Origin of the sequence: Bradyrhizobium sp. DOA9 (assembly GCF_000617845.2) — a bacterium.
Classification (GTDB): domain Bacteria; phylum Pseudomonadota; class Alphaproteobacteria; order Rhizobiales; family Xanthobacteraceae; genus Bradyrhizobium.
Genome location: NZ_DF820425.1, coordinates 3313503 through 3338846, shown reverse-complemented (window position 1 = coordinate 3338846; position 25344 = coordinate 3313503). Strand labels below are relative to the sequence as shown.

22 protein-coding genes are annotated in these 25344 nt (G+C 65.2%); 4 read left to right on the top strand and 18 right to left on the bottom strand.

The window, feature by feature from the left end; all coding sequences use genetic code 11:
- The first annotated feature begins 3 nt into the window (after positions 1-3).
- Entirely contained in the window at positions 4-891 is an 888-nt protein-coding gene (locus BDOA9_RS15575) for an ABC transporter permease (RefSeq protein WP_025034873.1), read from the top strand.
- Here the strand turns inward: BDOA9_RS15575 and cnbZ are convergent.
- The 9 genes from cnbZ to BDOA9_RS15530 all read right to left on the bottom strand — a co-directional run bounded on the left by cnbZ (position 888) and on the right by BDOA9_RS15530 (position 11782).
- Positions 888-1634, bottom strand: coding sequence for a 2-amino-5-chloromuconate deaminase CnbZ (gene cnbZ, locus BDOA9_RS15570; protein ID WP_025034872.1), 747 nt, complete (start codon positions 1632-1634; stop codon positions 888-890). The two genes, BDOA9_RS15575 and cnbZ, sit on opposite strands and share 4 nt — an antisense overlap.
- A gap of 9 nt (positions 1635-1643) precedes the next feature.
- Positions 1644-2894 (bottom strand): adenylate/guanylate cyclase domain-containing protein, encoded by a 1251-nt coding sequence (locus BDOA9_RS15565; RefSeq protein ID WP_025034871.1) that lies wholly within the window; start codon positions 2892-2894, stop codon positions 1644-1646.
- Complete coding sequence (locus tag BDOA9_RS15560) at positions 2891-3280, bottom strand: response regulator (protein ID WP_025034870.1); 390 nt, start codon at positions 3278-3280, stop codon at positions 2891-2893. Before BDOA9_RS15560 ends, BDOA9_RS15565 begins: the two co-directional genes overlap by 4 nt.
- On the bottom strand, positions 3277-5322 hold the full coding sequence (locus tag BDOA9_RS15555; RefSeq protein WP_025034869.1) for a sensor histidine kinase: 2046 nt from the start codon (positions 5320-5322) through the stop codon (positions 3277-3279). Before BDOA9_RS15555 ends, BDOA9_RS15560 begins: the two co-directional genes overlap by 4 nt.
- A gap of 130 nt (positions 5323-5452) precedes the next feature.
- Positions 5453-8548, bottom strand: coding sequence for a MexW/MexI family multidrug efflux RND transporter permease subunit (locus BDOA9_RS15550; protein ID WP_025034868.1), 3096 nt, complete (start codon positions 8546-8548; stop codon positions 5453-5455).
- A 68-nt stretch (positions 8549-8616) separates the two neighbouring features.
- Positions 8617-9810, bottom strand: coding sequence for an efflux RND transporter periplasmic adaptor subunit (locus BDOA9_RS15545; protein ID WP_025034867.1), 1194 nt, complete (start codon positions 9808-9810; stop codon positions 8617-8619).
- A gap of 1 nt (position 9811) precedes the next feature.
- The gene (locus tag BDOA9_RS15540) at positions 9812-10513 is read right to left on the bottom strand and encodes a TetR/AcrR family transcriptional regulator (RefSeq protein WP_025034866.1); all 702 of its coding nucleotides are present in this window, start codon (positions 10511-10513) and stop codon (positions 9812-9814) included.
- Between the two features lie 139 nt (positions 10514-10652).
- Positions 10653-11243: a thiamine pyrophosphate-dependent enzyme gene (locus BDOA9_RS15535; RefSeq protein ID WP_025034865.1), complete on the bottom strand. Its 591-nt coding sequence runs from the start codon at positions 11241-11243 to the stop codon at positions 10653-10655.
- The gene (locus BDOA9_RS15530) at positions 11240-11782 is read right to left on the bottom strand and encodes a phosphonopyruvate decarboxylase (protein WP_025034864.1); all 543 of its coding nucleotides are present in this window, start codon (positions 11780-11782) and stop codon (positions 11240-11242) included. Before BDOA9_RS15530 ends, BDOA9_RS15535 begins: the two co-directional genes overlap by 4 nt.
- Positions 11783-11888: 106 nt before the next feature.
- On the opposite strand from BDOA9_RS15530, the gene BDOA9_RS15525 reads away from it, so the two are divergent.
- On the top strand, positions 11889-13121 hold the full coding sequence (locus tag BDOA9_RS15525) for a cytochrome P450 (RefSeq protein WP_025034863.1): 1233 nt from the start codon (positions 11889-11891) through the stop codon (positions 13119-13121).
- 228 nt (positions 13122-13349) lie between these two features.
- Positions 13350-14564, top strand: coding sequence for an ornithine--oxo-acid transaminase (rocD, locus tag BDOA9_RS15520; RefSeq protein WP_025034862.1), 1215 nt, complete (start codon positions 13350-13352; stop codon positions 14562-14564).
- A 383-nt stretch (positions 14565-14947) separates the two neighbouring features.
- Here rocD and BDOA9_RS39435 read toward each other — a convergent pair whose 3' ends face one another.
- On the bottom strand, positions 14948-15676 hold the full coding sequence (locus tag BDOA9_RS39435) for a hypothetical protein (RefSeq protein WP_244521480.1): 729 nt from the start codon (positions 15674-15676) through the stop codon (positions 14948-14950).
- 51 nt (positions 15677-15727) lie between these two features.
- Here BDOA9_RS39435 and BDOA9_RS39430 point away from each other — a divergent pair, with 51 nt between their 5' ends.
- Positions 15728-16648: a Spy/CpxP family protein refolding chaperone gene (locus BDOA9_RS39430; RefSeq protein WP_244521479.1), complete on the top strand. Its 921-nt coding sequence runs from the start codon at positions 15728-15730 to the stop codon at positions 16646-16648.
- An 18-nt stretch (positions 16649-16666) separates the two neighbouring features.
- Here BDOA9_RS39430 and BDOA9_RS15510 read toward each other — a convergent pair whose 3' ends face one another.
- The 8 genes from BDOA9_RS15510 to BDOA9_RS15475 all read right to left on the bottom strand — a co-directional run bounded on the left by BDOA9_RS15510 (position 16667) and on the right by BDOA9_RS15475 (position 25206).
- The gene (locus tag BDOA9_RS15510; RefSeq protein ID WP_025034860.1) at positions 16667-17530 is read right to left on the bottom strand and encodes a sugar phosphate isomerase/epimerase family protein; all 864 of its coding nucleotides are present in this window, start codon (positions 17528-17530) and stop codon (positions 16667-16669) included.
- Positions 17530-18720, bottom strand: a complete 1191-nt coding sequence (locus BDOA9_RS15505) for a dihydrodipicolinate synthase family protein (RefSeq protein WP_025034859.1) — start codon at positions 18718-18720, stop codon at positions 17530-17532. The genes BDOA9_RS15510 and BDOA9_RS15505 overlap by 1 nt, the downstream gene beginning before the upstream one ends.
- Positions 18721-18840: 120 nt before the next feature.
- Entirely contained in the window at positions 18841-19992 is a 1152-nt protein-coding gene (locus BDOA9_RS15500) for a Gfo/Idh/MocA family protein (protein WP_025034858.1), read from the bottom strand.
- Positions 19989-21383: a hypothetical protein gene (locus BDOA9_RS15495; RefSeq protein ID WP_025034857.1), complete on the bottom strand. Its 1395-nt coding sequence runs from the start codon at positions 21381-21383 to the stop codon at positions 19989-19991. The genes BDOA9_RS15500 and BDOA9_RS15495 overlap by 4 nt, the downstream gene beginning before the upstream one ends.
- Positions 21384-21596: 213 nt before the next feature.
- Entirely contained in the window at positions 21597-22427 is an 831-nt protein-coding gene (locus tag BDOA9_RS15490; protein ID WP_192859655.1) for an ABC transporter ATP-binding protein, read from the bottom strand.
- A gap of 14 nt (positions 22428-22441) precedes the next feature.
- The gene (locus BDOA9_RS15485) at positions 22442-23434 is read right to left on the bottom strand and encodes an ABC transporter substrate-binding protein (RefSeq protein ID WP_025034855.1); all 993 of its coding nucleotides are present in this window, start codon (positions 23432-23434) and stop codon (positions 22442-22444) included.
- A gap of 55 nt (positions 23435-23489) precedes the next feature.
- On the bottom strand, positions 23490-24299 hold the full coding sequence (locus BDOA9_RS15480) for an ABC transporter permease (protein ID WP_025034854.1): 810 nt from the start codon (positions 24297-24299) through the stop codon (positions 23490-23492).
- Positions 24300-24498: 199 nt separating this feature from the next.
- Positions 24499-25206 (bottom strand): TetR/AcrR family transcriptional regulator, encoded by a 708-nt coding sequence (locus BDOA9_RS15475; RefSeq protein WP_192859654.1) that lies wholly within the window; start codon positions 25204-25206, stop codon positions 24499-24501.
- Between the last annotated feature and the right edge of the window lie 138 nt (positions 25207-25344).

The window sequence follows — 25344 nt, the reverse complement described above, 5'->3', positions numbered from 1 at the left end:
ACGATGACCGACGTAGCGCTCCCAGCCAGCCCCGCCACGCAGGCCTACGAGTTCGACAGCCCGGCACGGCGTGCGCGGCGGCGGCTGTTCAAGCGCAAGGCAGCGGTGTTCGGGCTTGTCGTGATCTCGGCCTTCATCCTTCTTGCGGCCCTTGCGCCGCTGGTGGTGCCCTATGACCCCATCGCGACCAGCTGGAGCCTGGTGCGCAAGCCGCCGACTGCAGCCCACTGGTTCGGCACCGACGAGCTCGGCCGCGACATCCTGAGCCGGGTCGTCTACGGCGCGCGCGCCTCGCTGCTCGCCGGCCTGATCTCGGTCGCGATCGCGCTCGGCATCGGCGTGCCGCTCGGCCTGCTCGCCGGCTATCGCGGCGGCTTCGTCGACGCGCTGATCAGCCGCATCACGGATGCGATGCTGGCCTGCCCGTTCCTGATCCTGGCGATTGCGCTCGCCGCGTTCCTCGGCCCGAGCCTCGGCAACGCCATGATCGCGATCGGCATCTCGGCAACGCCGATCTTCATCCGCCTCACCCGCGGCCAGGTGCTCGTCGTCAAGGCCGAAGACTATGTCGAGGCGGCGCGCGCGCTCGGCAATCCGCCGTGGCGGATCGCGTTCTCGCACATCCTGCCGAACATCTTGCCGGCACTGCTGGTGCAGGCGACGCTCTCGATCGCAGCGGCCATCATCGCCGAGGCCGCCCTTTCCTTCCTTGGTCTCGGCCAGCAGCCGCCGGCGCCGTCCTGGGGCAGCATGCTCAACGCCGCACAGCGCTTCCTGACCCAGGCGCCCTGGATGGCGATCTGGCCGGGTCTCGCGATCTTCCTCGTGGTGCTGTCGCTGAACCTGCTCGGCGACGGCCTGCGCGACGCGCTCGACCCAAGGCAGCGCTAGATCACCACCTCCCGCAGCACGCGGCGGCAATCCATCTCGAATTCCAGATCGACCACCGGCGGACGGGCGAAATGCCAGGTCAGCCCGGAGCGGAGCGCGCCACGGCGAACCAGCTCGTCCACCAGCGCGTGGTGAAAGTCGTGCACGGAATAGGCCTGCACGCCGGTCGTATCCTTCCAGCCGAAGCCGAAGGCCGCCATCCGGTTTTCCATCTGCGATGTGGTGGTGAAGCGCACCTTCTCGCGCAGCCCCTCCGGGCTGAGATCGCGGTAGCGCACCGTGCGCTCCACATAGGTGCCGCTGCCCTCGCGCGCCTCGGCGCCGCCGGCGATGACGAAGCTCGGCAAATTTGACCGCGTCGGACGCGTGAACGAGAACGCATAGAACGACGGCTCCGACGGGGGATCGAACTCCGGACAGACATTGCTGCGCGCCACCGGATTGGTGCTGCCGTCGAAGATGCCCCATTCGGATAGCGTCTTCACATAATGCAGGTTGAACGCGCGAAAACCTTCCTCGCTGAAGGCCGCGGGCGAGCGCAGCTCGCAGGCGCAGAATGCCGTCAGCGGACGACCCGCCTCCTGGATGAACTTTGCGGCCAGCGCAAACCCTTCCGCGAGCGGCACCATGCGATCGAACCGGACCCGCTCGATCTCGTAGCCTTCATCCGCGGCAGCACCGGCAGAGTATTGGAAGACGGACGGAATGAAACGGTAATTGCCGGCCGAGAATTCGCGCGTCATGACGGACTCCTATTCCAGTTGCATGCGAGTGCCCTTGGCGCCGTTGAGCAGGCGCTTCAGGTGAAATCCGGCCAAGGGATCGTCGGCGTGCATGCCGACCAGCGCGGCAAAGGCCGGCATGGCCGCGGCATCGCCGGCCTCCATCTTGGCGAAGGCTTCGGCATATTGCGTCGTCTCCGGCGCCTCGAATTTCGCCTGCGGCAGCGGCTCGAAGGCGCGCAACGGCTCGCTGCGTCCGCGCAGCATCAGATCGCCCACCGGACGGCCATGAAAGTTTTCGGCTCCCTTCGCCACGCTGGCACTGACGCAAATGCGCGTTCCCAAATGCTTGTTCGCCGCCTCCAGCCGGGCCGCAATGTTGATGGTGTCGCCATAGGCCGTGTAATCGAAGAAGCGGTTGCCGCCGAAATTGCCGACCAGCGCCGGACCGGCATGGGAACCGATGCGGGTAGCTCCGAAATTCACGCCTCTTGCCTTCCAGCGCGCCGAAAAGTCCTCCGCCCAGGCGTCGAGGTCATGCGCACAGGCGACCGCGCGCGTTGCATAGTCCGGCTGGTCACCTGGGGCGTTGAACAGCACCTGGATCGCATCGCCGATGATCTTTGCGACCGTCCCCTCATGGGCGAAGACGACCTCGGTCATGCCGCCGACATATTCGTTGAGGAGCTCGCCCAGCGTCTGCGGAGGCGCGGTCTCGACCAGCGAGGTGAAGCCGGTGATGTCGGTGAAGAGGGTGGCGACATCGCGCCACTGCACCTCCATGCCGTCGCCATCGACGTCCCCGGCCAGCCGCCTTGCGATCTCCGGCGAGAAGAAGCGCGACAGCGAGGCATGGGCGCGCTCGGCTTCCATCTGGCGCCGCCGAACCTCGCGCAGCATCTCCACATGGCGGATGGTCTTCTCGATCGTGGCTTCGAGGTCGGCGAAGTCGATCGGCTTGGTCAGGAAGTCGAACGCGCCACGGTTCATGGCGGTGCGGATGTTGCTCATGTCGCCATAGGCCGAAACGATGATGGTCGATTTCTTCTCCTCGGCCTCCTGGAGCTTCGCCAGCAGCGACAGACCGTCCATCCGCGGCATGTTGATGTCGGAGACCACCATATCGACATGCGGATTCTGCTCCAGCGATTCCAGCGCCTCCAGGCCGTCGCGCGCGAAGATGAGCGCGAGCTGCCCATCGCGGATCTGCCTGCGGAATTTCTGCAGGATCAACGCCTCGAGGTCCGGCTCGTCGTCGACGAAGAGAATGGTCGCAGTCATGCGGCTTGCTCGAGCCTCGTATCGATCTCCTGGCGCAGCAGCGCAAAGTCGATCGGCTTGGTGAGGAGGCCGACGGCGCCCCGTTCGATCGCCTTTCGGCGCGTCTCGGCATCGCCATAGGCCGTGATCATGATGACGGGAACGTCCGGATGCGCGGCGCGCACCTTCGGCAGCATGTCGAGCCCGCTCATGCCGGGCATGTTGATGTCCGACAGGATCAGGATCAGCGAGGGATCACGAACCTCGGCAGCCCGCTCGAGCGCCTCGGGGGCCGAGAGCGCGAACTCCATCTGAAAGCGGCCGGCGCGCAGGTCGCGCCGGAACTGCTGCCGAAACAGTGCCTCGACGTCGGGCTCGTCATCAACGACCAGGATGTAGACGTTCAAGACTTTCCTCCGGACGTGTCGCCCGCTGCCATCTCCCGCGGCAGCGTGATGATGAATTCGGTGAATACACCTTGTGCAGTGTTCACGTCGATCGTGCCGCCGTGTTGCTTCACCACGATGTCATGGCTCATTGAAAGGCCTAACCCCGTGCCTTCGCCGACCGGCTTGGTCGTGAAGAACGGATTGAACATCTTGTCCTTTACTTCAGGCGGAATCCCAGTGCCGTTGTCGCGGATCCGGATCTCGACCCTGTCGCCGAGATTCTTCGTTGCCGCGCGCAACGTAGGCTCGAACACCTCGCCCTCGCTCTCCTTGCGCTTGGCCGCGGCATAGAAGCCGTTCGAGATCAGGTTGAGCAAGACGCGCGCGATCTCCTGCGGATAGATGTCGATCGCGCCGACGGCCGGGTCGAATTCTCGATGCAGCGTAACGTTGAAGGCAGGCCTTTCGGCACGCGCGCCGTGATAGGCGAGATTAAGGCTTTCCTCGACCACCGCATTGATATCGACGGCGCGATGTTCTCCCGAACCCTGACGCGAATGCAGCAGCATGTTCCTGACGATGGAATCGGCGCGCTTGCCGTGCTGCACCACCTTCTCGAGATTGGCCCTGAGCATGCCGGTCAGCTCGTCGACCTCCTCCTTCGTCTTGCCGTCGAACGCGGCGGATTGCAGGATCTCGTTGAGCTCGTCGATCAGCTCGGTCGAGACCGCGGAGAAATTGTTGACGAAGTTGAGCGGGTTCTTGATCTCGTGGGCGATGCCGGCGGTGAGCTGGCCGAGGGAAGCCAGCTTCTCGGTCTGAATCAGCCGGTCCTGCGCGGTCCGCAGCTCGTTGAGCGATTGCCGGAGTTGCGCGGTGCGCTGCTCGACCTTGTTCTCGAGGTCGGCATAGGATTCCTGCAAGCGCTCGCCCATGTGATTGAACTGGTCCGCGAGCCCCTCGAGCTCGTCGCCGGTCTTGATCGAGATGCGCTGGGAGAAATCACCGCCACCCATTCGCTCGGCGCCGCTCCGCAGCGCCTGGATCGGCCCGACCATGCGGCGCGCGAGGAAGATCCCGGCGAGTACCGCGAAGATGGAGGCCGCGAGCAGAACGATGGCAAGGCGCTGCAGCGAGGCGTAGAGCGCCGCATAGGCTTCCTCGACCGGCAGCTCGACGAACATGGTCCAGCGCAGCGGCTCGATCGGGGCCGAGGCGGTCAGCACCTTTTGTCCCTGGATGTTGTAGGCCTCGGAAAGCACGTCGGGCATGCCACCGCCGGCCCGCACGGCACGTACCTGCGGAAGGCCGGACATGTCGGTGTTGCGCAGAACGAGACTGATGTCGGGATGCGCGATCAGGCGGCCCTCCGGGCCGACCACGTAGGCGTTGCCGCGCTCGCCGACCTTGATCTGGGACACGACGTCCCAGATCAGCTTGAGATTGACCTCGGCGATGCTGACGCCGGCATCCTTGCGCGCGCCCGCCAGCGCCAGCGTCATATAAGGCTCGGACTCCCGGCGGAAATAGACCGGCCCGTAATAGACCTTGCGCGCGACCGCTTCGGTGAACTTCGGATCGCTCGACAAGTCGATCCCGCTGTCGAGCGCGTCCATCGCCAGGCGCGAGACCCGGAGGCGCTCCTTGCCGCTCGAATCCACCTGAGCCAGCTCGGTGATCGCAGGCACCTGGCGCAACAGGCGCAGTGCGTCGAACCGGCGCTGCTCGATCGAGCCACCCGACCAGGGCAGCTGCGTGGTCCAGCCGAGCTGGCTCTCGATCTCCTTGACGAACTGGCCGATCTTGGCCGCCGCCGCCTCGGCCTGCTCGTGCTGGACCCGGATCAGCGAAGCCTTGTGCTCGCGATAGTAGAAGTAGACCTCGAACAGGCCGTTGGCGAGCAGCGCAATGGCGACGACGGCCACGAACAGCGCGACGTATTTGGCAAAGAGCCGGGTCCGGATTCCGCGGCCCGCCGTCTCACGGGAGGCGGCCTCGCCTCGGGCCGCGCTCGGCAGTGTCCCGGCTTGCGGGGTGTCGGGGTGGACGGACAGGCTCATCCCGCGGAACCTAGCAAGAAGACCGGACCTTGTCTCTCGCAAGCGCGGGAAGCGGATCGCCAGAGGCCTAACAAAAAGAGCGGCAGCGGATCACCGCTGCCGCTCTCTCGGGACTACCCTGCCAGCGACCTCAGGTGGGCCGCAGCACCTTTGAATCGAGGTCCAGCTCGTCGATCTGCTTGTTCCGCTCGGAATCGGCCGCCGCACGATGGTCGGTCGCCAGCACCACGTAGACCGCCGGCAGCACGAACAGCGTGAACAGCGTGCCGATCGACATGCCGGCGACGACCACGAGGCCGATCGAGAAGCGGCTGGCCGCGCCTGCACCGGTCGCGGTCAGGAGCGGGATCAGGCCGGTCACCATCGCGGCCGTCGTCATCAGGATCGGCCGCAGGCGGATGCGGGCCGACATCTCGATGGCCGAGCGGCGGTCGAGCCGTTCCTTCACCTGGAGCTCGTTGGCGAACTCCACCATCAGGATGCCGTGCTTGGTGATGAGGCCGACCAGCGTGAGCAGACCGACCTGGGTATAGATGTTCATGGTCGCCACGCCGAAGAACAGCGGGATCAGCGCACCGACGATCGCCATCGGCACCGAGATCATGATGACCAGCGGGTCGCGCAGACTCTCGAACTGCGCCGCCAGCACCAGGAAGATGATGATCAGCGCGAAGCCGAAAGTGATCGCGAGCTGGTTGCCTTCCTGCACATATTGACGGCTGTCCGCCAGATAGTCGTGGCTGAAGCCCTGCGGCAGCTTCTTGGCCTCGCCTTCAAGGAAGTCCACCGCGGCGCCGACGGTCACGCCAGGCATCGGCACGGCCGAGAACGTCGCCGAATTGAGCTGGTTGAAGTGAGTCAGCGAATTCGGGTCGGTCTTTGTCCTGATCGAGACGACGGTGGATAGCGGAAGCTGCTGGCCGGTGTTGGTCGTCACATAGAAGCCGGCGAGCGATTCAGGTGACAGCCGCTTGGCACGGGGGACCTGCGGGATCACCTGGTAGGAGCGGCCCTCGAGATTGAAGCGGTTGATGTAGTTGCCGCCGAGCAGCACCGCGAGCGTGGCGCCGAGGTTCTGCATGTTGACGCCGAGGTCCTGCGCCTTGGTGCGGTCGATCGTCACCTCCACGTTCGGCTGGTTGAAGTTGAGATCACTGTCGGAGACGATGAACATGCCGCTCTTGCGCGCGGCGTCCTTCAGCTTCTCCATCTGCTCATAGACGGTCTGGAAGCCGGCGGTGGAGTTGATCACCATCTGGATCGGCAAGCCGCCCGGTCCGCCCGGCAGCGGCGGCAGGTTGAACGCGAAGGCCTGCACGCCCTCGATCTTGGAGAGCTCGGCCTGCACCAGCGGCTTGAGCTGGATCGACGAGCGCTTGCGCTCGTCCCACGGCTTGAGCAGCATGCCGGCGATACCGCCTTGCGGGCCGTTGATGCCGTTCAGCACGAAGCGCAGATCGGTCTCGGGGAACTTCGCGAATTCCTTGTCGAGCTTCTCGCCGTAGAAATCGAGATAGTCGATGTTGGCGTATTTCGGCGCCTTGGTCACCGCGAACACGATGCCCTGGTCTTCCTCGGGCGCGAGCTCCTTCGAGGTGTGCATGTAGAGGAAGCCGACGAGGCCGAGGATGGTGAGCGCGAACAGGCCGGTGATGGCCTTGTAGTCCAGCGAACGATCGAGCCTGCGGCCGTACCAGCGCGTCATCGCGCCGAACACCTGGTTCACGAGCTTGGCGAACCGGCCCTCTTCGGTGTTCTTCAGCAGCACCGAGCACATCATCGGCGACAGCGTCAGCGCGATCACGCCCGACACGATCACCGAGCCGGCCAGCGTGAAGGCGAACTCGCGGAACAGCGAGCCGGTGAGGCCGCCGAGGAAGCCGATCGGCGCATACACGGCCGCGAGCGTGATGGTCATCGAGACGACGGGACCCACGATCTCGCGCGCGCCTTGCAGCGACGCCTGGACCGGCGTCTTGCCCTCCTCCAGATGGCGGTGGATGTTCTCCACCACGACGATGGCGTCGTCGACCACGAGGCCGATCGCCAGAACCATCGCGAGCAGCGTCAGGAGGTTGAAGCTGAAGCCCAGCGCCAGCATCAGCGTGCAGACGCCGATCATTGACAGTGGAATGGTGACGACGGGGATGATGACCGACCGCAGTGAGGCCAGGAACAGGAAGATGACCACGATCACGATGATCACGGCCTCGCCCAGCGTCTTCTCCACCTCCTCGATCGAGGACTGGATGAACTTGGTCGAGTCGTAGGCGACCTTCATCTTCATCGACGGCGGAAGGCTGCGCTCGAGCTCGGGGAATAGCGCGCGCACGCCCTTGACCAGCGTCAGCGGGTTGCCTTGCGGCGTCGCGTTCACGCCGATGAAGATCGCGTGCTCGCCATTGAAGGCGACGCTGGCGTCCGTGCTCTGAGCCGCAAGCTCGACGGTGGCGATATCCTCCATCCGCACGAAGCCGCCGTCCTTGGCCCTGACGATCATCTTCTTGAACTGGTCGACGTTGGTCAGGCCCGTATTGGTCGAGACGTTCGAGACGATCAGATAGCCTTTGGTCTGGCCCGCGGCGGACTGGAAGTTGTTGGCCTGGATCGCCGCCGCGACGTCCGCCGGCGATACGTTGCGGCCCGCCATCTTCACGGGATCGAGCCACAGCCGCATCGCAAAGGTCTGGCCGCCGAGGATGTCGGCCGAGGCGACGCCGTCGACGGTCGACAGCACCGGCTGCACCACGCGCGTCAGATAGTCGGAGATCGCCGAGCCGGACAGCTCCTCGGAGGAGAAGCCGAGATACATCACGGCCGTGGTCTGGCCCGTGGTCTTGGTGACGATCGGGTCGTTGGATTCCTTCGGGATCAGGTACTTCACCGAATTGGTCTTCGCCAGCACCTCGGTGAGCGCCTGGTTCGGATCGAAATTCAGCTTGATGTAGACCTGGATCGTCGAGGTGCCGAGCACCGAGGACGAGGTGATGTAGTCGACGCCCTCGGCGGAGGCGACCGCCTGCTCGATCGGCGTGGTGATGAAGCCCTGGATCAGATCTGCGGACGCGCCGGGATAGACGGTCGTGATGTTGATGACCGTGTTCGACAGCTTGGGATATTGCCGGATCGGCAGCACCATCGCCGCGCGCAGGCCGATCAGCAGGATCAGCAGGCTGACGACGACCGACAGGACCGGTCGCTTGATGAAAATGTCGGTAAAGGCCATCGCGGGCGATCTCGATTTCGTTTTTCAAGATGCGTGATCCGGCCGGGCCGGATCACGCGAGGATGTTGTCAGTAGCGCGGCGGCTGCGCCGGGATCTGCGGGGCCGGATCGGTCGAGATCGACACCGGCGCACCCGATTGCAGCTTGAGCTGGCCGACGGCGACGACCTTGTCGCCTGGCTTCAGGCCCTTGACGATTTCGACGCGACCCTCGACCCGGCTGCCGGTCTGCACGAAAGTGCGCACCGCCGACAGGCTGGTCTTGCCGTCCTCTTCCTTCTTTTCGCTGATCACGAACACGGAGTCGCCGTACAGCGTGTAGTCGACCGCCGTTTCAGGCACCGTGATCACGGCCGGCTTTTCCGGCAGCACCACCGTCGTGGTCACGAACATGCCGGGCTTGAGGATCTTCTCCGGATTGGCGATCGTCGCCTGCACACGGATGTTGCGGGTGTCGGTCGAGATCTGCGGCTCGATCGTGGTGATCTTGCCCTCGAAGGTACGGCCGGGATAGGCGTCGACCTTCAGCCGGACGGTCTGGCCGACCTTGAGGCTGCCGGAATCCTTTTCCGTCACGGTGAAGTTGGCCCACAGCTCCGACAGATCGGTCAGTGACACGATCGCGGTGCCGGCGGTCAGATACTGACCGACCTCGACCTTGCGCATGCCGAGATCGCCGGCGAACGGCGCACGCACCAGCTTCTGCGAGATCAACGCCTCGGTCTTGGCGATGCCCGCCTGCGCCTGGTCGTAAGCGGCCTGCGCCTGGTCGACGGTCGCCTGCGGGCCGAACTGGCGCGAGGCCAGCTGCTTGGCGCGGTCAAGCGACAACTGCGCGACGGTCGCCTGCGCCTTGTAATTGGCGAGGTCGCCCTGCTCCGGCGCGTCGAACAGCTGCACCAGCGGCGTGCCGGCCTCGACGCGCGTACCCGGCTCGAACTTGATCTCGGTGACGCGGCCATTGACGTCGGCGCTGACGTCGACCTGGTGCACGGCGACGAGGCTGCCGACCGCGGTGAGCAGGTTCGGCACCACTTCGGACTTCGCCTCGGCTGCGCTGACCGGGGTCGGCGGCGGCTTGTTGTTGGCGAAGAACTGCTTGATCATCTGGCCGCGGAAAGAATTGAACCAGACGAGCCCACCGACGAGCACGGCCAGAAGCGTGCCGACGATGATGAACCAGCGCACCGGCTTGACCGGGCGCTTGGGAGCCTTGTTGTCGATCGGTTGCCCCGAAATCTTGTTTTCGGCCACGATGTTCATGTCATGCGCTTTCTGCAATCGCCGCCTGGTTCGCGTCCGCGGCCTGATTGCGGCCCAGATGCGAAGCAATTGCGGCGTCGTTAAGTCCGATACCCCTCAGGAGAAACTCACACAGCTGCCGCTCCAGGTCGGTCGCCCTGCCGTAGGCGAGACAGGGCGTGGCCGGCAGCCTGGTCAGCGCCGCGGTCAACACCGCATGATGCGCGAACCAGAACAGGTTGAGCGGATCGCCGGCGCAGGGCCGTGCGTCACCGCTCTCAACCGCCCGCTCGAGCGAGGCGACGAAGACCGCGCTGATCAGCGTCTCGATCTTGGCATAGAGCAAGCGGGCGAATTCGCCGTCATCCAAATGGCTCGTGGCCATCAGCCGCAGGCGCTGGGCCTCTTCCTGGTCGGGCCCATCCGCGATCGCGAGGAAATGCTGGACCATGCTGCGGATCAGTTCGACCAGGGCCGCCGTCGACGGCTCCCGTTCGAGCAGCTCCATCAGAGCGGGATCCGCCTCGCATTCGTCGCTGAGGATCTCGGCATAGAGCGCCGCCTTGGACGGGAAATGCTTGAACAGCAGCGCCTCGGAAATGGCAGCGGCGGCCGCCACGCTCTTGGTCGTGGTGCCGTTATAGCCATGTCGGGCAAAGCAGCGCTTTGCGGCGCCGAGGATCAATTGACGCCTCAGGTCGCTCGTCATACGCAATGAGCTCATGCTGGGTGAGTAAGCACTCACCCACGCAGAAGTCAAGCACTATGTTGCATCGCAACCTGCGTGCAACGTAGAATCAAATGGAAATTGACCGAGCCTGCACGGCCCGCGTGCAGGAGTCGGGCAAGGATCGGCAGACGGCCTAGATCGGCTGGAAGCCGAGGTCAGCGCGGATCCGGTTGACGATGTAGGTCCCATCCCTGGTCGGCAGAATCCGCTCCAGATTGGCGCTGTCGATCTTCACGTTCGCAAAGCGGGGACCTGCGGAAACGTCGTGGACGGCTTTGGCGAAGGCCTCGACGTCGGCCATGGTCGTGACAGCCCGGCTGTCGTTAATGCCGCACGCCTTGGCGATGCCGACGAGGTCGGCGGCCGCGGAGGTGTGGCTGGTCTGGCCGCCGGTCTCGCCATAGGCCTCGTTGTCGAGCACTGCGATCGAGAGGTTGGCCGGCTTCTGCAGGCCGATGGTGGCGAGGCTGCCCATGCCCATCAGCATCTCGCCGTCGCCGGTGATGACCAAAACCGGCAGCTTCGGCTGCGCCAGCGCCAGACCCAGCCCGATCATCGCGGCGCCGCCCATGCCGCCCCAGAGGTAGAAGTTGCGGGCGTGATCGCCGGCGGCGCACATGTCGTTGGTGGAGGCCCCCAAGCCGCCGATCGCGACGACGTCCTTGCGGTTCGCCAGCAGTGTGGACACCACCTGGCGGCGGTCGAGGAGATTGGCCTTGCTCATTTGGTGAAAACCTTGGCGCCAATCAGGCGCTGCGACAAAAGGACGGCGGTGGGCGTCAGCGCGTTGTAGGCCTGGCCTGCGGCGGCCTCTAACACCGCCGGCACCTCGGCCGCGTGCGAGGCGCGCAGCACCTTCACGCCGGAGAGCTCGAATACGCCCTGCGTGGTCGAGCCCATCGGCACCTGCCACGGATTGAACTCGCCCCACTCGCCGCGCATGGTTACCAGCGTCAGGAACGGAAAGCGCAGGATCGGGATCAGCGACAGCATGTTGATGCAATTGCCGACGCCGCTCGACTGCATCAGCAAGACGCCACGTTGTCCGCCGGCCCAGGCGCCGGCAAGCAGCGCCACGCCCTCCTCCTCCGTCGTCAGCGCAATGCCGCGCATGGTGGAGGAGGCCAGCACGCGCTGGATCAGCCTGGAATGACCGGCGTCCGGCACGTAGGGCACCTGCCGGACGTCGAAGCGCTGCAAGGTCGCGAAAATATCATCCGGCCAGCTCGGGGCCGTGTCGGCAGCGTCAGCGCGTGCGTGCATTTTCCTGTCCGGTCGGCTAGCAGTGTCTCGAAGACTGTAGACGCATGCACGGCTCGACCAGAACAACAAAAACGGCATATCGGCTTTAACCGGCGAGTATAACGGGATGAACGCAAGTGCGAAGGCGCTGGCGGCAAGCTTCGACCTCGAGAAGCTGACGTCGGAATTCTACGACGACCCCTATCCGACCTATCGTGCACTGCGGGAGAACGAGCCGGTCAAACGCTTAGCGAGCGGCACCGTGTTCCTGACGCGCTACGACGATCTCGTCAGCACCTACAAGAACACGAAGTCGTTCAGCTCGGACAAGAAGCGCGAGTTCGCGCCGAAATACGGCGACACGCCGCTCTACGAGCACCACACCACCAGCCTCGTCTTCAACGACCCGCCCTCCCACACCCGCGTGCGCCGCCTGATCATGGGCGCATTGTCGCCGCGCGCGATCGCGAGCATGGAGGGGGACCTCATCAAGCTCGTCGACGGCCTGCTCGGTGCCATTGCCGCCAAGGGTCATTGCGAGCTGATCGAGGACTTCGCGGCGTCCATCCCGATCGAAGTCATCGGCAATCTGCTCGACGTTCCTCACGAGGAACGCGGGCCGCTGCGCAACTGGTCGCTGGCGATCCTGGGTGCGCTCGAGCCGGTGGTATCGGCGGAAGCCGCCGCGCGGGGCAACAAGGCGGTGACGGACTTCCTCGCCTATCTCGAGACGCTGGTCGCGCGGCGGCGAGCAAAGCCGGGCAATCCCGATCGCGACGTGCTGACACGGCTGATCCAAGGCGAAGGTAACGGCGAGGAGAACGGCGAGCGGCTGACGGAGAAGGAGCTGCTGCACAATTGCATCTTCCTGCTCAATGCCGGCCACGAGACCACCACCAATTTGATCGGCAATGGCCTCGTGGCGCTCGACCGTCACCCCGACCAGAAGCAGCGGCTGATCGACAACCCCGACCTGATCAAGACCGCGGTCGAGGAGATGCTGCGCTACGAGAGCTCCAACCAGCTCGGCAACCGCATGACCACCGAGCAGGTCGAGCTCGGCGGCGTCATGCTCGAGGCCGGCACGTCGGTGACGCTGTGCATTGGCGCGGCCAACCGCGACCCCGCGCAGTTTCCCGACCCTGAACGTTTCGATATCGCGCGCACGCCGAACCGGCACCTCGCCTTCGCCACCGGCGCGCATCAATGCGCCGGCATGGCGCTGGCGCGGCTGGAAGGGGCGATTGCGATCTCGCGCTTCCTGTCGCGCTTCCCGAACTATGCCGTCAGCGGGGCGCCGGTGCGCGGCGGACGGGTGCGGTTCCGTGGCTTCTCGAGCGTGCCCTGCGCGCTTGGCTGAGGGCGCGACAACAAAACTGCGAAAACAACCCCATGCACAGTAGAGGGCGGGTCGCCGAACGGTGTCCTGTGGCCCGGCCGAACCGCCTGACATTTCGAGCCTATCAGGCCGCGCCGCGCAATCGGGCGCATCGAGGCTTCCGAGCTGGCAGACCGATACCCACATTCATTGGGGCGCGACCGCCGATGCAGCCGGCTGACGCCGCGCGCCGCAATGGAGTGACGGCAGATGAGCGCGTCGGTCATTGATTTCGTTGCCACCGAAGCACGCTTTGGCGCCCATAATTACGAACCGATCGGCGTCGTCCTGTCCCGCGGCGAAGGTGTCTGGGTCTGGGATACCGAGGGCAACCGGTACCTCGATTGCCTGTCCGCCTATTCGGCGGTCAGCCAGGGCCACTGCCACCCCAAGATCCTGGCCGCGATGGTCGAACAGGCGAGCAGGTTGACGCTCACCTCGCGTGCCTTCCACAACGACCAGCTCGCCTTGTTCTACGAGGAAATCGCGGCGCTGACCGGCTCGCACAAGGTGCTGCCGATGAACAGCGGCGCCGAGGCGGTCGAAAGCGCGATCAAATCGGTGCGCAAATGGGGCTATGAGGTGAAGGGCGTGCCGGACGGCCAGGCCGAGATCATCGTCTGCGCCGACAATTTCCACGGTCGCACGCTCGGCATCGTCGGCTTTTCAACCGACCCCGAGACACGCGGACACTTCGGGCCGTTCGCGCCGGGCTTCAGGATCATCCCGTTCGGCGACGCCGCGGCGCTGCAGGAGGCCATCACCCCGAACACGGTCGCCTTTCTTGTCGAACCGATCCAGGGCGAAGCCGGTGTCGTCATTCCTCCCGCCGGCTATTTCACGAAAGTGCGGGAGCTCTGCACCGCCAACAATGTGATGCTGGTGCTCGACGAGATCCAGACCGGGCTCGGCCGCACCGGCAAGCTGCTCGCCGAACAGCACGAGGGCATCGAGGCGGACGTGACGCTGCTCGGCAAGGCCCTGTCCGGCGGCTTCTATCCGGTCTCGGCCGTGCTCTCGAACAACGAGGTGCTCGGGACATTGAGGCCCGGGCAGCACGGTTCGACCTTCGGCGGCAACCCGCTCGCCTGCGCGGTGGCGCGCGCGGCGATGCGCGTGCTGGTCGAGGAAGGCATGATCGAGAACGCGGCGCGGCAAGGCGAACGCTTTCTGAGCGGCTTGAAGGACATTCGTGCCAATACGATCCGCGAGGTACGCGGGCGCGGCCTGATGCTGGCGATCGAGCTGCAGCCCGAGGCCGGGCGGGCACGCCGCTATTGCGAGGCGCTCCAGGCCAAGGGCATCCTCGCCAAGGATACCCATGAGCATACGATCCGCATCGCCCCGCCGCTGGTGATCACGAGCGATCAGGTCGACTGGGCGCTGGGGCGGCTTGCCACCACCCTCACTCAGGATCTCTCTTGAGGCCGCCTGCGTCGGAAGATCGCAATGCCGGCAGTGGCCGAGGACGAACGATTCGACGGTCCGTGCGTTGAAAGTTCGTGGGCGATTACGAGTTGGGAGCGAGGATCATGCTTCCGCGTGGCATTTGCCTGACGGCTGTTCTGGTTGGTTTCTCGATGCTGGCGGTGAGCGTTGGCGCGCTCGCCCAGGGACCCGGCCAGGGACATGGCAGAGGCGGGCCACCCGGCCCAGCCGCAGCGCCGGCACCACGGCCAGCAGCACCACCGGCCATGGCCCGGCCGGCGGCACCGCCGCCCATGGCGCGTCCAGCCGCGCCGGCCTTCCAACCGCCAGCCATGCCGCAGCGGCCGGCGATGGCGCCGCGTCCGGCGCCGCACATCGCATCACCGCCCCCGCGCCCGTCCCCCCAATTCAGTGCCCCGCGAGCCGCCCCGCAGGTGGCGGCGCCCCGGCGCGAACTCCATCGGCCGCCGGCGGCGCCGCAACGTCCGGCCATGGCGCCGCGGCCGACGCCGCATATCGCCGCCCCTTCGCGCCCAAGTGCACCAGCGGCCGTCAGCGAGCGATCGGGTCCGCCGCGCGAGATGCTTTCGCGCCAATCCGCGGAGCGCCAGCACCGCATCGACCGCTTGCAGCAGCGCGTGCAGCAATTGCAATCGCAGAAGCCGGAAGGCGCAAGGGCGCAGCAACAGCAGCAACGGTTGCTGCAATCGCAGAGCCGTCTTCTCGAACGCGAGCAACGCGTCCAACAGCGCTCGCAGCAGGTCGAGCAACGGCAGCGCGACATGCTGTCGCGCCAGACGACGGAGCGCCAGGCCCGCATCGAACGCCTGCAGCAGCGTGTGCAGCAACTGCAGTCGCAAAAGCCTGAAGGCGTGCAAGCGCAACGCGCACAGCAGCGGATGCTCCAGACGCAGAACCGCTTGCTTGGCCGAGAGCAGCGCGCGCAGCAAATTGACCTGGCGCGCCAGCAGCGGCTTGGATTGCAGGCTCCGGCGCAGCGCGCTCCGGCACTTGCGGCCGCCGCGCAGGCCGCCGAGCGCGGCCGGTTTGCCGAGCGCTTCCGCGAGCAGTCCACTGCGCAGACCCAGGCGGCTCTCGTCACGCGCCAAAGCGGCTGGGCGCCCCGACAGGCCTGGCGTCACCGTCACCCCGCGGTGTTCGTGGCTTGGCTTGGGCCCGTGTTCTGGCCTTACGCCTATTCCGACATCTTCAACTACACGTTCTGGTCCTATGGCTACGAGCCCGGATATTGGGCCTACGCCTATGACGACTTCGTCGACACCGTGTTCTGGGGCGGTGACGGACCTTACTCCGCTTATGCCAGCACCTACCCGTACGACACGCCGCAGGCCGGCGGCAGCTACCGCGCGCGCCAACGCGCCGGCGTGAGCCCGCAGACGCTTCAGCAATTGTGCGCCACGCCGGACAAGGGCGTGACCGCCTGGCCGCTTGCCGATATCGCACGGGCGGTGCGGCCGACGCCGGAGCAACGCGCATTGTTGGACGAGCTGAAGACGGCGGCGGCCAACGCCGCCGCTGCGTTCAAGGACTCCTGCGCGGAGACTTATGCACTGACTCCCCCCGGTCGCTTGCGCGCGATGATGAACCGCATCAACGCGACGCTCGAGGCGGTCAGGATCGTTCGACCGGCACTAGAGAATTTCTACAATTCGCTCAGTGACGAGCAGCAGGCCCGCTTCAACGCGCTCGGTCCCAATGTCGGCGAGCGCTCGCCGCTGCAACAGGAGGCGAGTAGCGAGGGCTGTGCCGATCCGAAGTCCGGGCTGACGCAGTTGCCGATCCAGAGGATCGAGGCTGTGCTCCACCCTGCAGGCAAGCAGAAGGAGGCGCTCGACCGGCTCAGCGATGCGACGGCGAAGGGCGTCGAGGGCCTGCAGGCGGCCTGCCCGAACGACGTGCCGCTGACACCTGTTGGACGGCTGGAGGCAATGCAGCACCGGCTCGAGGCCATGCTGACCGCCGCCAAGCTGGTCGAACCCGCGCTGGACGAGTTCTATGCCACGCTGAGCAGCGAGCAGAAGGCGCGCTTCAACAGCCTGCAACAGGTCGCAGGCCAGTGAGGGCGTCAGGCGGGACGCCTAAACTACCGCCTTATGCCGCGTGATGCAGGTGCGAAGCACCTCGTCCATCGGCTTGCCCCACCAATCGTTCGAGAAGATCTCGATCTCGGAATAGCCGGCAAAGCCCTGCGCCTCGACGGCCGCACGCACCGATTTGATGTCGATGACGCCGTCGCCCATCATGCCGCGGTCGTTGAGAATGTCCTTGGTCGGCACCAGCCAGTCGCAGACATGGAACGCGAGCAGACGTTCCCGGCCGGCGCGCGCGATCTGGACCATCAGCTCCGGGTCCCACCAGATGTGATAGACGTCGAGCGCGACGCCGAGCATGCCGGTGCGATCAGGATCGAGCCGGTCGCAGATGTCGAGCGCCTGCCTGGTGGTGTTCACGCAGGCGCGGTCGGCGGCATAGGCCGGATGCAACGGCTCGATCGCCAGCGGCAGCTTGGCTTGCCGCGCGTAGTCGAGCATCTCGGCGAGCGCTTCCTCGACCTGCCCGCGCGCGGCCACGAGGTCCTTCGACGCCTCGCTGCCCGGCCGCGAATATTGCGGCAGGCCGCCGACGACGAGGACGATGCAGGGCGCGCCCAGCGCCTTGGCCTCGTCGACGCAGCGGCGGTTGTCGTCGCGCACCTCGCCCCGGCGCGAGGCATCCGAGGTGAACATGCCGCCGCGGCAATAGCCTGATAGCTCGAGACCGGCTTCGCGCACCGCGCGCGCGGCGCGGTCGAGGCCGACGGCCGCAACCTCGTCGCGCCAGGGATCGATGGCGCGGATGCCGTGCTTCGCACAGGCCTCGATGATCGCGACGAGATCCCCCTGCTTGCGGACCGTCGCCGTGTTCAGCGACAGCCAGCGGTGGTCGGACGAAAAATCGCGCATCAGGATTCAATACCGTGGGTGGCGAGCACGGTCTTCATCCGTTGCGTCGCGAGTTCAGGGTTGGCGAGCAGGCCGGCCTTGTCGGCGAGACGGAACAGCTCGGCGAGATGCAGCGTCGAGCGCGTGCTCTCCTGCCCTCCGACCATGGTGAAATGATCCTGGTGTCCGTTGAGATAGGCCATGAACACGATTCCGGTCTTGTAGAACCGCGTCGGTGCCTTGAAGATGTGACGCGACAGCGGCACCGTTGGCCCCAGCACGTCGTGGAAACCGGTCTCGTCCCCTGCCGCGAGCCGCGACAGCGCGTAGGACGCCGCCGGCGCGATGGCATCGAAGATGCCGAGCAGCGCATGCGAAAAACCCTGTTCGTCGCCGGCGATCAGCTCCGCGTAGTTGAAATCGTCGCCGGTGTACATCTTGATGCGCTTGTCGAGGCGCCGGCGCATGTCGATCTCGCGCTGCTTGTCGAGCAGCGAGACCTTGACCCCGTCGACCTTGGCGGCGTTGCCGTTGATGATCGCGACCGCAATGTCCATGGCCTTGTCGAGATCTTTCGTGCCCCAATAGCCCGCCAGTGCCGGATCGAACATGTCGCCGAGCCAGTGGATAATGACGGGCTCACGGACCTGCGAGAGCACGCGCTCATAGACCTTGGCGTAATCGTCGGCGTTGCGACCGAGTTTTGCGAGGGCCCGTGAGGCCATCAGGATGATGCGGCCGCCGACCTTCTCGACCGCCGAGATCTGCTCCTCATAGGCGCGGATCACGTCGTCAAGGTTTTTGGCATCCTCGACCGCGAGATGATCGGTGCCAGCGCCCGAGAACACCAGCGCGTTGCGGCGCTTGGCGGCGCCGACCGAGCGCGTGATCAGCTCCAGCGAGGTCGGCCAGTCCAGCCCCATGCCGCGCTGCGCGGTGTCCATGGCTTCGGCGACACCAAGGCCGAGGTCCCAGACGTGCTCGCGGAAGGCGATGGTCTTGTCCCAGTCGACCGCGACCGACAGCCAGGGATCATTGTCGGCCAAGGGATCGGCGACCGTGTGCACGGCCGAGAAAGCGATGCGGTTGAGCGGCCCCTCGAGCTTTGCGGGGAACGTGCGCGAGGCCGCGAGACGGTAGGTCTCGATCGAGCGATCGGCCTTTGGCAGCTTCAGCGACAGGGATGACATTGGTTGGACGGGCTTGTGCATTTTGGTCCTCTCTCCGTCATTGCGAGGAGCGAAGCGACGAAGCAATCCAGGGTCTTTCCGCGGAGACAGTCTGGATTGCTTCGCTCCGCTCGCAATGACGAAATCATGAGCATCGGAATGTCACGCCTTGATCGGGGCGACGTCGATCCAGCGGCGCTCCTTCCAGCTCTTCAGCGCGCATTCGGCGAGCTGCACGCCCTTGGCGCCTTCGAGCAGCGTGAACTTGTAGGGCGCATCCTCGTAGACGTGGCGGATGAACATCTCCCACTGCTCCTTGAAGCCGTTGTCGTAGGTGACGTTGTCGGGCAGCTTCTGCCAGTCGCCGTAGAAATCGTGCAGCCGCTTCTCGTCGGGATTCCACACCGGCCGCGGGGTCGCTTGCCGCGCCTGGATCATGCAGTCGGTTAGCCCTGCGACCGCCGAGCCGAGCGTGCCGTCGACCTGGAAAGTGACGAGATCGTCGCGATAGACGCGCGTCACCCAGGACATGTTGATGTGGGCGATGATGCCGCCTTCCAGCTGGAACGTTGCGTAGGCGGAATCGTCCGCGGTCGCCTTGTACGTCTTCCCCTGCTCGTCGAAACGCTCGGGGATGTCGGTGTTGCCGATGCAGCTGACGCTCTGGACGTTGCCGAAGAGGTTGTCCAGCACGTAGCGCCAGTGGCAGACCATGTCGAGAATGATGCCGCCGCCGTCCTCGTTGCGGTAGTTCCAGGACGGCCGCTGCGCTTCCTGCCAGCCGCCTTCGAACACCCAATAGCCGAACTCGCCGCGCACCGAGAGGATGCGGCCGAAGAACCCGGAATCGCGCAGGAAGGCGATCTTCTTCAACCCCGGCAGGAACAGCTTGTCCTGCACGGTGCCGTGCTTGACGCCCTTGGCATCGGCGAGCTTCACGACCTCGACGGCCTCCTCGAAATTCGTCGCGATCGGCTTCTCGCAATAGACATGCTTGCCGGCGTTGATGGCCTGGGTCAGCAAACCGGGGCGCGCCTGCGTGGTCGCGGCGTCGAAGAACATGGTGTCGTTCTTGTCGGCGAGCGCGGCGTCGAGGTCCGTGGTCCAGCGAGTGATATTGTAGCGCTTCGCCAGCGCCTCGATCTTCTCGGCGCTGCGGCCGACCAGGATCGGATCGGGCATCACGCGGTCGCCGTTCTTCAGGCGGACGCCGCCCTGGTCGCGGATCGCGACGATCGAGCGGATCAGATGCTGATTGAGCCCCATGCGGCCGGTGACGCCGTTCATGATGAGGCCGAGGCGTTGCGTGGTCATGCCAATTGCTCCTGAGATCTTGGCTGGACGAGCGGGCGCAATGCCGACCAGTCCGGATGGACCGAGGCCGCAAAGCCCACTGTGTTGAGCGATCCCGTGAGGAGATCGCCGTTGTGAATGTTGAGGCGGATGCCCTGCCCGGCATCGAGGTAGAGATCGGGATGTGCGGCCGCGAAAGCGGCAGCTTCAGCAGCAGGCGCCTCGCCAAAGCCATCGACATAGTGATGGCCATTGCGCTCGGCATGAGTGACGCCGATGAAGGCGCCGAGCGCGAGGTCCTGCTGCACGGCAAGACCGGCCTGGCAGGTCAGGTCTTCGCCGGTCACGAAGAAGGTCTCGCCTTCCGCGCCCCATTTCGCCGCTCGCGTGGCGTTGATGATGGACTTGTAAAGGCCCTTGCAGGATTTCGAGGAGATGCCGCGATAGCCGAGGGCCCGCGCTGCCGGGAACGCATCGTAGGAATCGTCGGCTTCGTCGATGATGAAGCCGCGCGTGCCCAGCGCACCGAGTGGCGTTTGCCGCGTGATGTCGCGCGGCATCGGCTGTTCGACATAGAGCAGGCGCGTGGCGATCGGGTGCAGCGTGGCGTCATGATCGAGCCGCTCCATCAGGGCTTGCAACGCGGCGAGGTCGGCATATTGCTCGTTGGCATCGAGCGTCACCTTGTAGTCGCGTCCGAGCGTGTCGATTTCCTTGCCGATCCGCGCAAGCCGCGCCGCATCGGCCATAGGATCGCCGGACAGCTTGAGCTTGAAATAGCATGCGCCGGTATTCTCGCGCGGATCGGCAATGCCGCCCTCGCCCTCGACGACATCATCAAGACCGACGGTATGCCTGATGGCAACACGCTGGAGCGGTGACCGGCCGGAGAGAAACGTTTTGATGTCCCGCTCGCTCAGGTCAGGAGAAAGCCGCGCATCGATCCCGGCGATGTTCGCGGCCATGCCGTCAAAAAAACTGGTCTCGACGGCGCGCAGCAGTGCATCGAGAATGGCCTTGTCGATCTCGGCGGGGCCATAGGCCGCAGCCAGCGCTGGAATGTTCTTCTTCGCGCAGGTCGCGACTTGGGCACCAATGCAGGAGGCATGCAGGTCGAACGCCGTCTGGAAGCCGGTCCCTGCCAGATAGAGCCCACGTGCGATCTGAAGCGAGCGGCGCAGGCCATCGACCGTCTGCGCCGGCGACAGCTCCGGCCGCTTGTCGAACCACTTTGGCACCAGCAGCTCGGCACTGGCGCCGACCGCGGTTCCCCTGCCCTCGACCTCGATCTCGGCCCGCACGAACAGCTGCGGCGTCGCGTTGATCGTGATCGCGCCGAAGCGGAACGGCCGCGCGAATGGCACGGGACGTTCGAAGAAGGCGAGGTCTCGCAGCTTCAGGCGGGGGGACATGGTGTTGTAGCTTGACGAAGTTGGTGAGCGAGGTCTGACCACTCGCGCGGTGCACCTCTCCCGCTTGCGGGAGAGGTCGGCACGAAGTGCCGGGTGAGGGTTCTCTCCTCTGGGGGAGTGTCCCGATGTGGAGACACCCTCTCCCCAACCCTCCCCCGCAAGCGGGGGAGGGAGCGCACCGTCCGTGCAGCTGTCACCGGGATCCCCATCGCCCTAATCCAATGCACCCTGCGAGAAGAAATGTCTGCGGATGCGCTGCACCAGCTCCGTGAACACCGGATCGGCCATCGCATCGAGCGAACGCGGGCGCGGCAGCGGCACGTCGTAGATCGCGGCGATCGCACCGGGGCGCTCGGTCATGACAAGCACGCGGTCGGCGAGGAACACGGCTTCCGGAATCGAATGCGTGATCAGGAGCACCGTCTTCTTCGTCTCGCGCTGGATGCGCATCAGTTCGACATTCATGCGCTCGCGTGTCAGCGCATCGAGGGCGCCGAACGGCTCGTCCATCAGCATGATCCTGGGGTCATGCACCAGCGCGCGGCAGATCGAGGCGCGCTGCTGCATGCCGCCGGAGAGCTGCCAGGGCAGCTTCTTCTCGAAGCCTTCGAGGCCGACCAGCTTCAACAGCTGCTTGGCGCGGTCGAGATATTCCTGCCGCGGCAGCCGCTTCATGTCGATCGGCAGCATCACGTTGCCGAGGATGTTGCGCCAGGGCAGGAGCAGCGCGTTCTGGAACACGATGCCGACATTGCCGTGCGGCGTCGTCACCTTCTGGCCCTCGACCAGGATCTCGCCCGTGGTCGGCGCCAGCAGGCCCGAGATCAATTTGAGCAACGTGGACTTGCCGCAGCCGGAAGGGCCGACCACGACGAAGAACTCGCCGTCATTGATGTGGAAGTCGAGCGGCCGCAGCGACGGCACGTCGCCGTCGCGCGTCCGGTAGGTCTTCGACACGCCCGACAATTTGATGCCCGACGCATCGCCGGCAGCCCGGTCGCTCACCAGTCTCAGATGTGCGGCCGGCTGCGCGGTTTCACCCATGACAGTCGCAGGTTTCACGAGCCGCTCTTCGGCAGGTAGTCGTTGGTGTAGAAGGCCCTCGGGTTCTCCTTGGCCTTGGCGTCGAGACCGCCATATTCGACCATCAGATTGACCGTATCAGTCATGTTCTGGTCGGTGACCTGGAACGGCCGCTTGCCTTTGGTCTCCGCGGTCCGGTAGAGCGGGATGGTCAGCTCAAAACCCTGCGTCAGCGTCTCGATCTTGCCGCCCTTGGGGTTGGCATCGAGGATCGACTGCGCCGCGGCCTTCGGCTCCTTCTCGGCGGCCTCGACCGCCTTCGTGGTCGCCGACATGAAGCGGCGGACGAGGTCGGCATTGGCCTTCACATAATCGGTGTTGGCGATGACGCCCGAGGACACCATGTTGATGCCGTAGTCGGCGAACTTGATCGGATAGACGTCCTTGCCGGTGGCATCCTTGATCTTCATCGACTGGTCCATGACGTAGCCGAGCAACAGGTCGGCCTGGCCGTTGATGACAGCGTTCAGCTTGGTCTGGCCGTCGCCGGCGACGGTCTTGAAGTCGCTTTCCTTCAGACCGGTCTTCTTCAGGAACAGCGGCCAGATCTGCGTCATCGAGTCCGCCGGCGTGATCGCCACCGTCTTGCCCTTGATGTCGTCGGGCTTCCTGATGTTCTTGTCGGCGAAGCCCATGGCGGACATCGGCGAGGTCTGCAGCAGCACGCCGGTCGCCACCACCGGCGCGCCCTTGATCGCGGCGCGCATCATGGTGGGCACGTCGACATAGCCGAAATCGGCGGTCTTGGCGGCAACCGCCTGCGTGGTCGCAGCCGAGCCGCGGCCTTCCTGGATCTCGAGCTCGATGCCTTCGGCGGCATAGATGCCCTTGGCCTTGCCGTAATAGAACGGCGCATGCTCGCCATAGACGTACCAGTTCAGCATCAGCACGACCTTGTCGGCTGCCTGCGCCGGCATGGCTGCGAACGCCAGCAGTGCCACCGATGCAGCTCCAATCCACTTCCTCATCGTCACTCTCCCTGTCGTTGTTGCGTCGGCCGTTGGTGGCCGCTCGTTGCTTTAGTCAGGATGCAAAGATCACGTCCTCGCGCTGGCTGACATGCCAGGGGATGACCAGCTTCTCGATCCGGTCGACGATCCAGAACAGGACCACGCCGAGCAGCGCCAGGATCACCAGCGCCGCGAACATCGTCGGCAGGTCGAACGTGCCGATCGAGCGCTGCATCACATAGCCGATGCCGGAATTGGAGCCGACGAACTCGCCGACGACCGCGCCGACCACGGCGAGCGTCACCGACACTTTGAGGCCGGAGAAGATCGCCGGCAGCGCATGCGGCAGGTTCACCGCGCGGAACACCTGCAGGCGGCTGCCCTGCATGGCGCGGGCGAGATCGACCATGTCCGGGTCCACCGACTTGAAGCCCTGCACCGCCGAGACCACCACCGGGAAGAAGCCGAGCAGGAAGGCGGAGATCACCTTCGGGATGATGCCGAAGCCGAACCAGACCACGAACAGCGGCGCGATCGCGATCTTCGGCACGGATTGCGAGAACACCAGCAGCGGATAGACGTAGCTCTCCACCGTCTTGGAGCCCGCGATCAGCATCGCGACGGGAATGCCGAACAGCGCCGACAGCAGGAAGCCGCAGACGGTCGCATAGGTCGTCGGCCAGGACTGACGCAGCAGCTCCGGCCATTCGGTGCGCAGCACCGCGACGACGTCGAGGGGCGCCGGGATCTGGTAGGCGGGGATTTTGAACAGCCGGATCGCAAGATCCCAGGCGACGACGATGAAGACCAGGAACAAGAACGGCCGAACCCAGGCCGCATTGAGCAGCTTGGACACAGCGTTTTGCGGCTTGGGCTCGGCCAATTTTCACTCCCGGCAGTCTTCTTCGTTATGGCGAGAAATTAACCCGTTGGATAAATACTGTCCAGAGCTTTCCCTGTGACGTTTTGCGCCGGCTTCTGCGTCGTCATTCCGGGACGATGCGAAGCATCGAACCCGGAATCTCGAGATTCCGGGTTCGGTCCTTCGGACCGCCCCGGAATGACGGGAGGAGATTGAGGAACTACGCCGTCTGCACCACGCTCGCACGCGACTGCGCCGGCTTGGCGATCTCGAACAGCGCCATCGACTGTCCCGTCAATGCCGCCAGCACGAGGCCCACCATGTGCGCCAGCCGCTCGTCCTTGGCCTTCTTGTCCAGGAGATCGCGGCCGAAGATGACGCTGAGCGTTGCCGAATTGGAGAGGTAGAAAAAGCTCAGCGCCGCGATCGAGATGTAGAGCTGCACCGGATCGACCGCGACCTGGAAGTCGCCGCTATCGACGCCGCGCCGCACCACGGTGCGGATCATCTCGACGAAGGGCGAGTGCATCGACTTGACCTTGGTCGATTTCTTCAGGTGCTTTGCGCGCGCGAGGTTCTCGGTCTGCAGCAGCGACAGGAATTCGGGATTGCGCAGGAAGTAGTTCCAGGTGAACTCGATCAGGCGGCGGATCGCCTCGGGGGGATCGAGATGCTCGAGATCGAGCCCCCGCTCCTCGCTGCGGATCTTGTCATAGGCGCCTTCGAGCACGGCGAGATAGAGCTCGTCCTTGTTGCCGACGTGGTAATACAGCATGCGCTTGTTGGCGCCGGCCTTGGCCGCGATGCGGTCGACGCGCGCGCCGGCAAGGCCATGGGCGGAAAACTCCTGCTTGGCGGCTTCGAGAATGCGCAGCCGCATCCCCTCGGGGTCGCGCTGCCATTTCAGAGGTCGCTTTGCCTTCGCCAAACCGGATGCTCGCTGGGTGGTCTGGATCAGCGTGTAGCATGAGGAAGCCGTCATTGCGAGGAGCCCTTGCGACGAAGCAATCCAGACTGGCGCCGCGGAGGGATTCTGGATTGCTTCGCTTCGCTCGCAATGACGGGT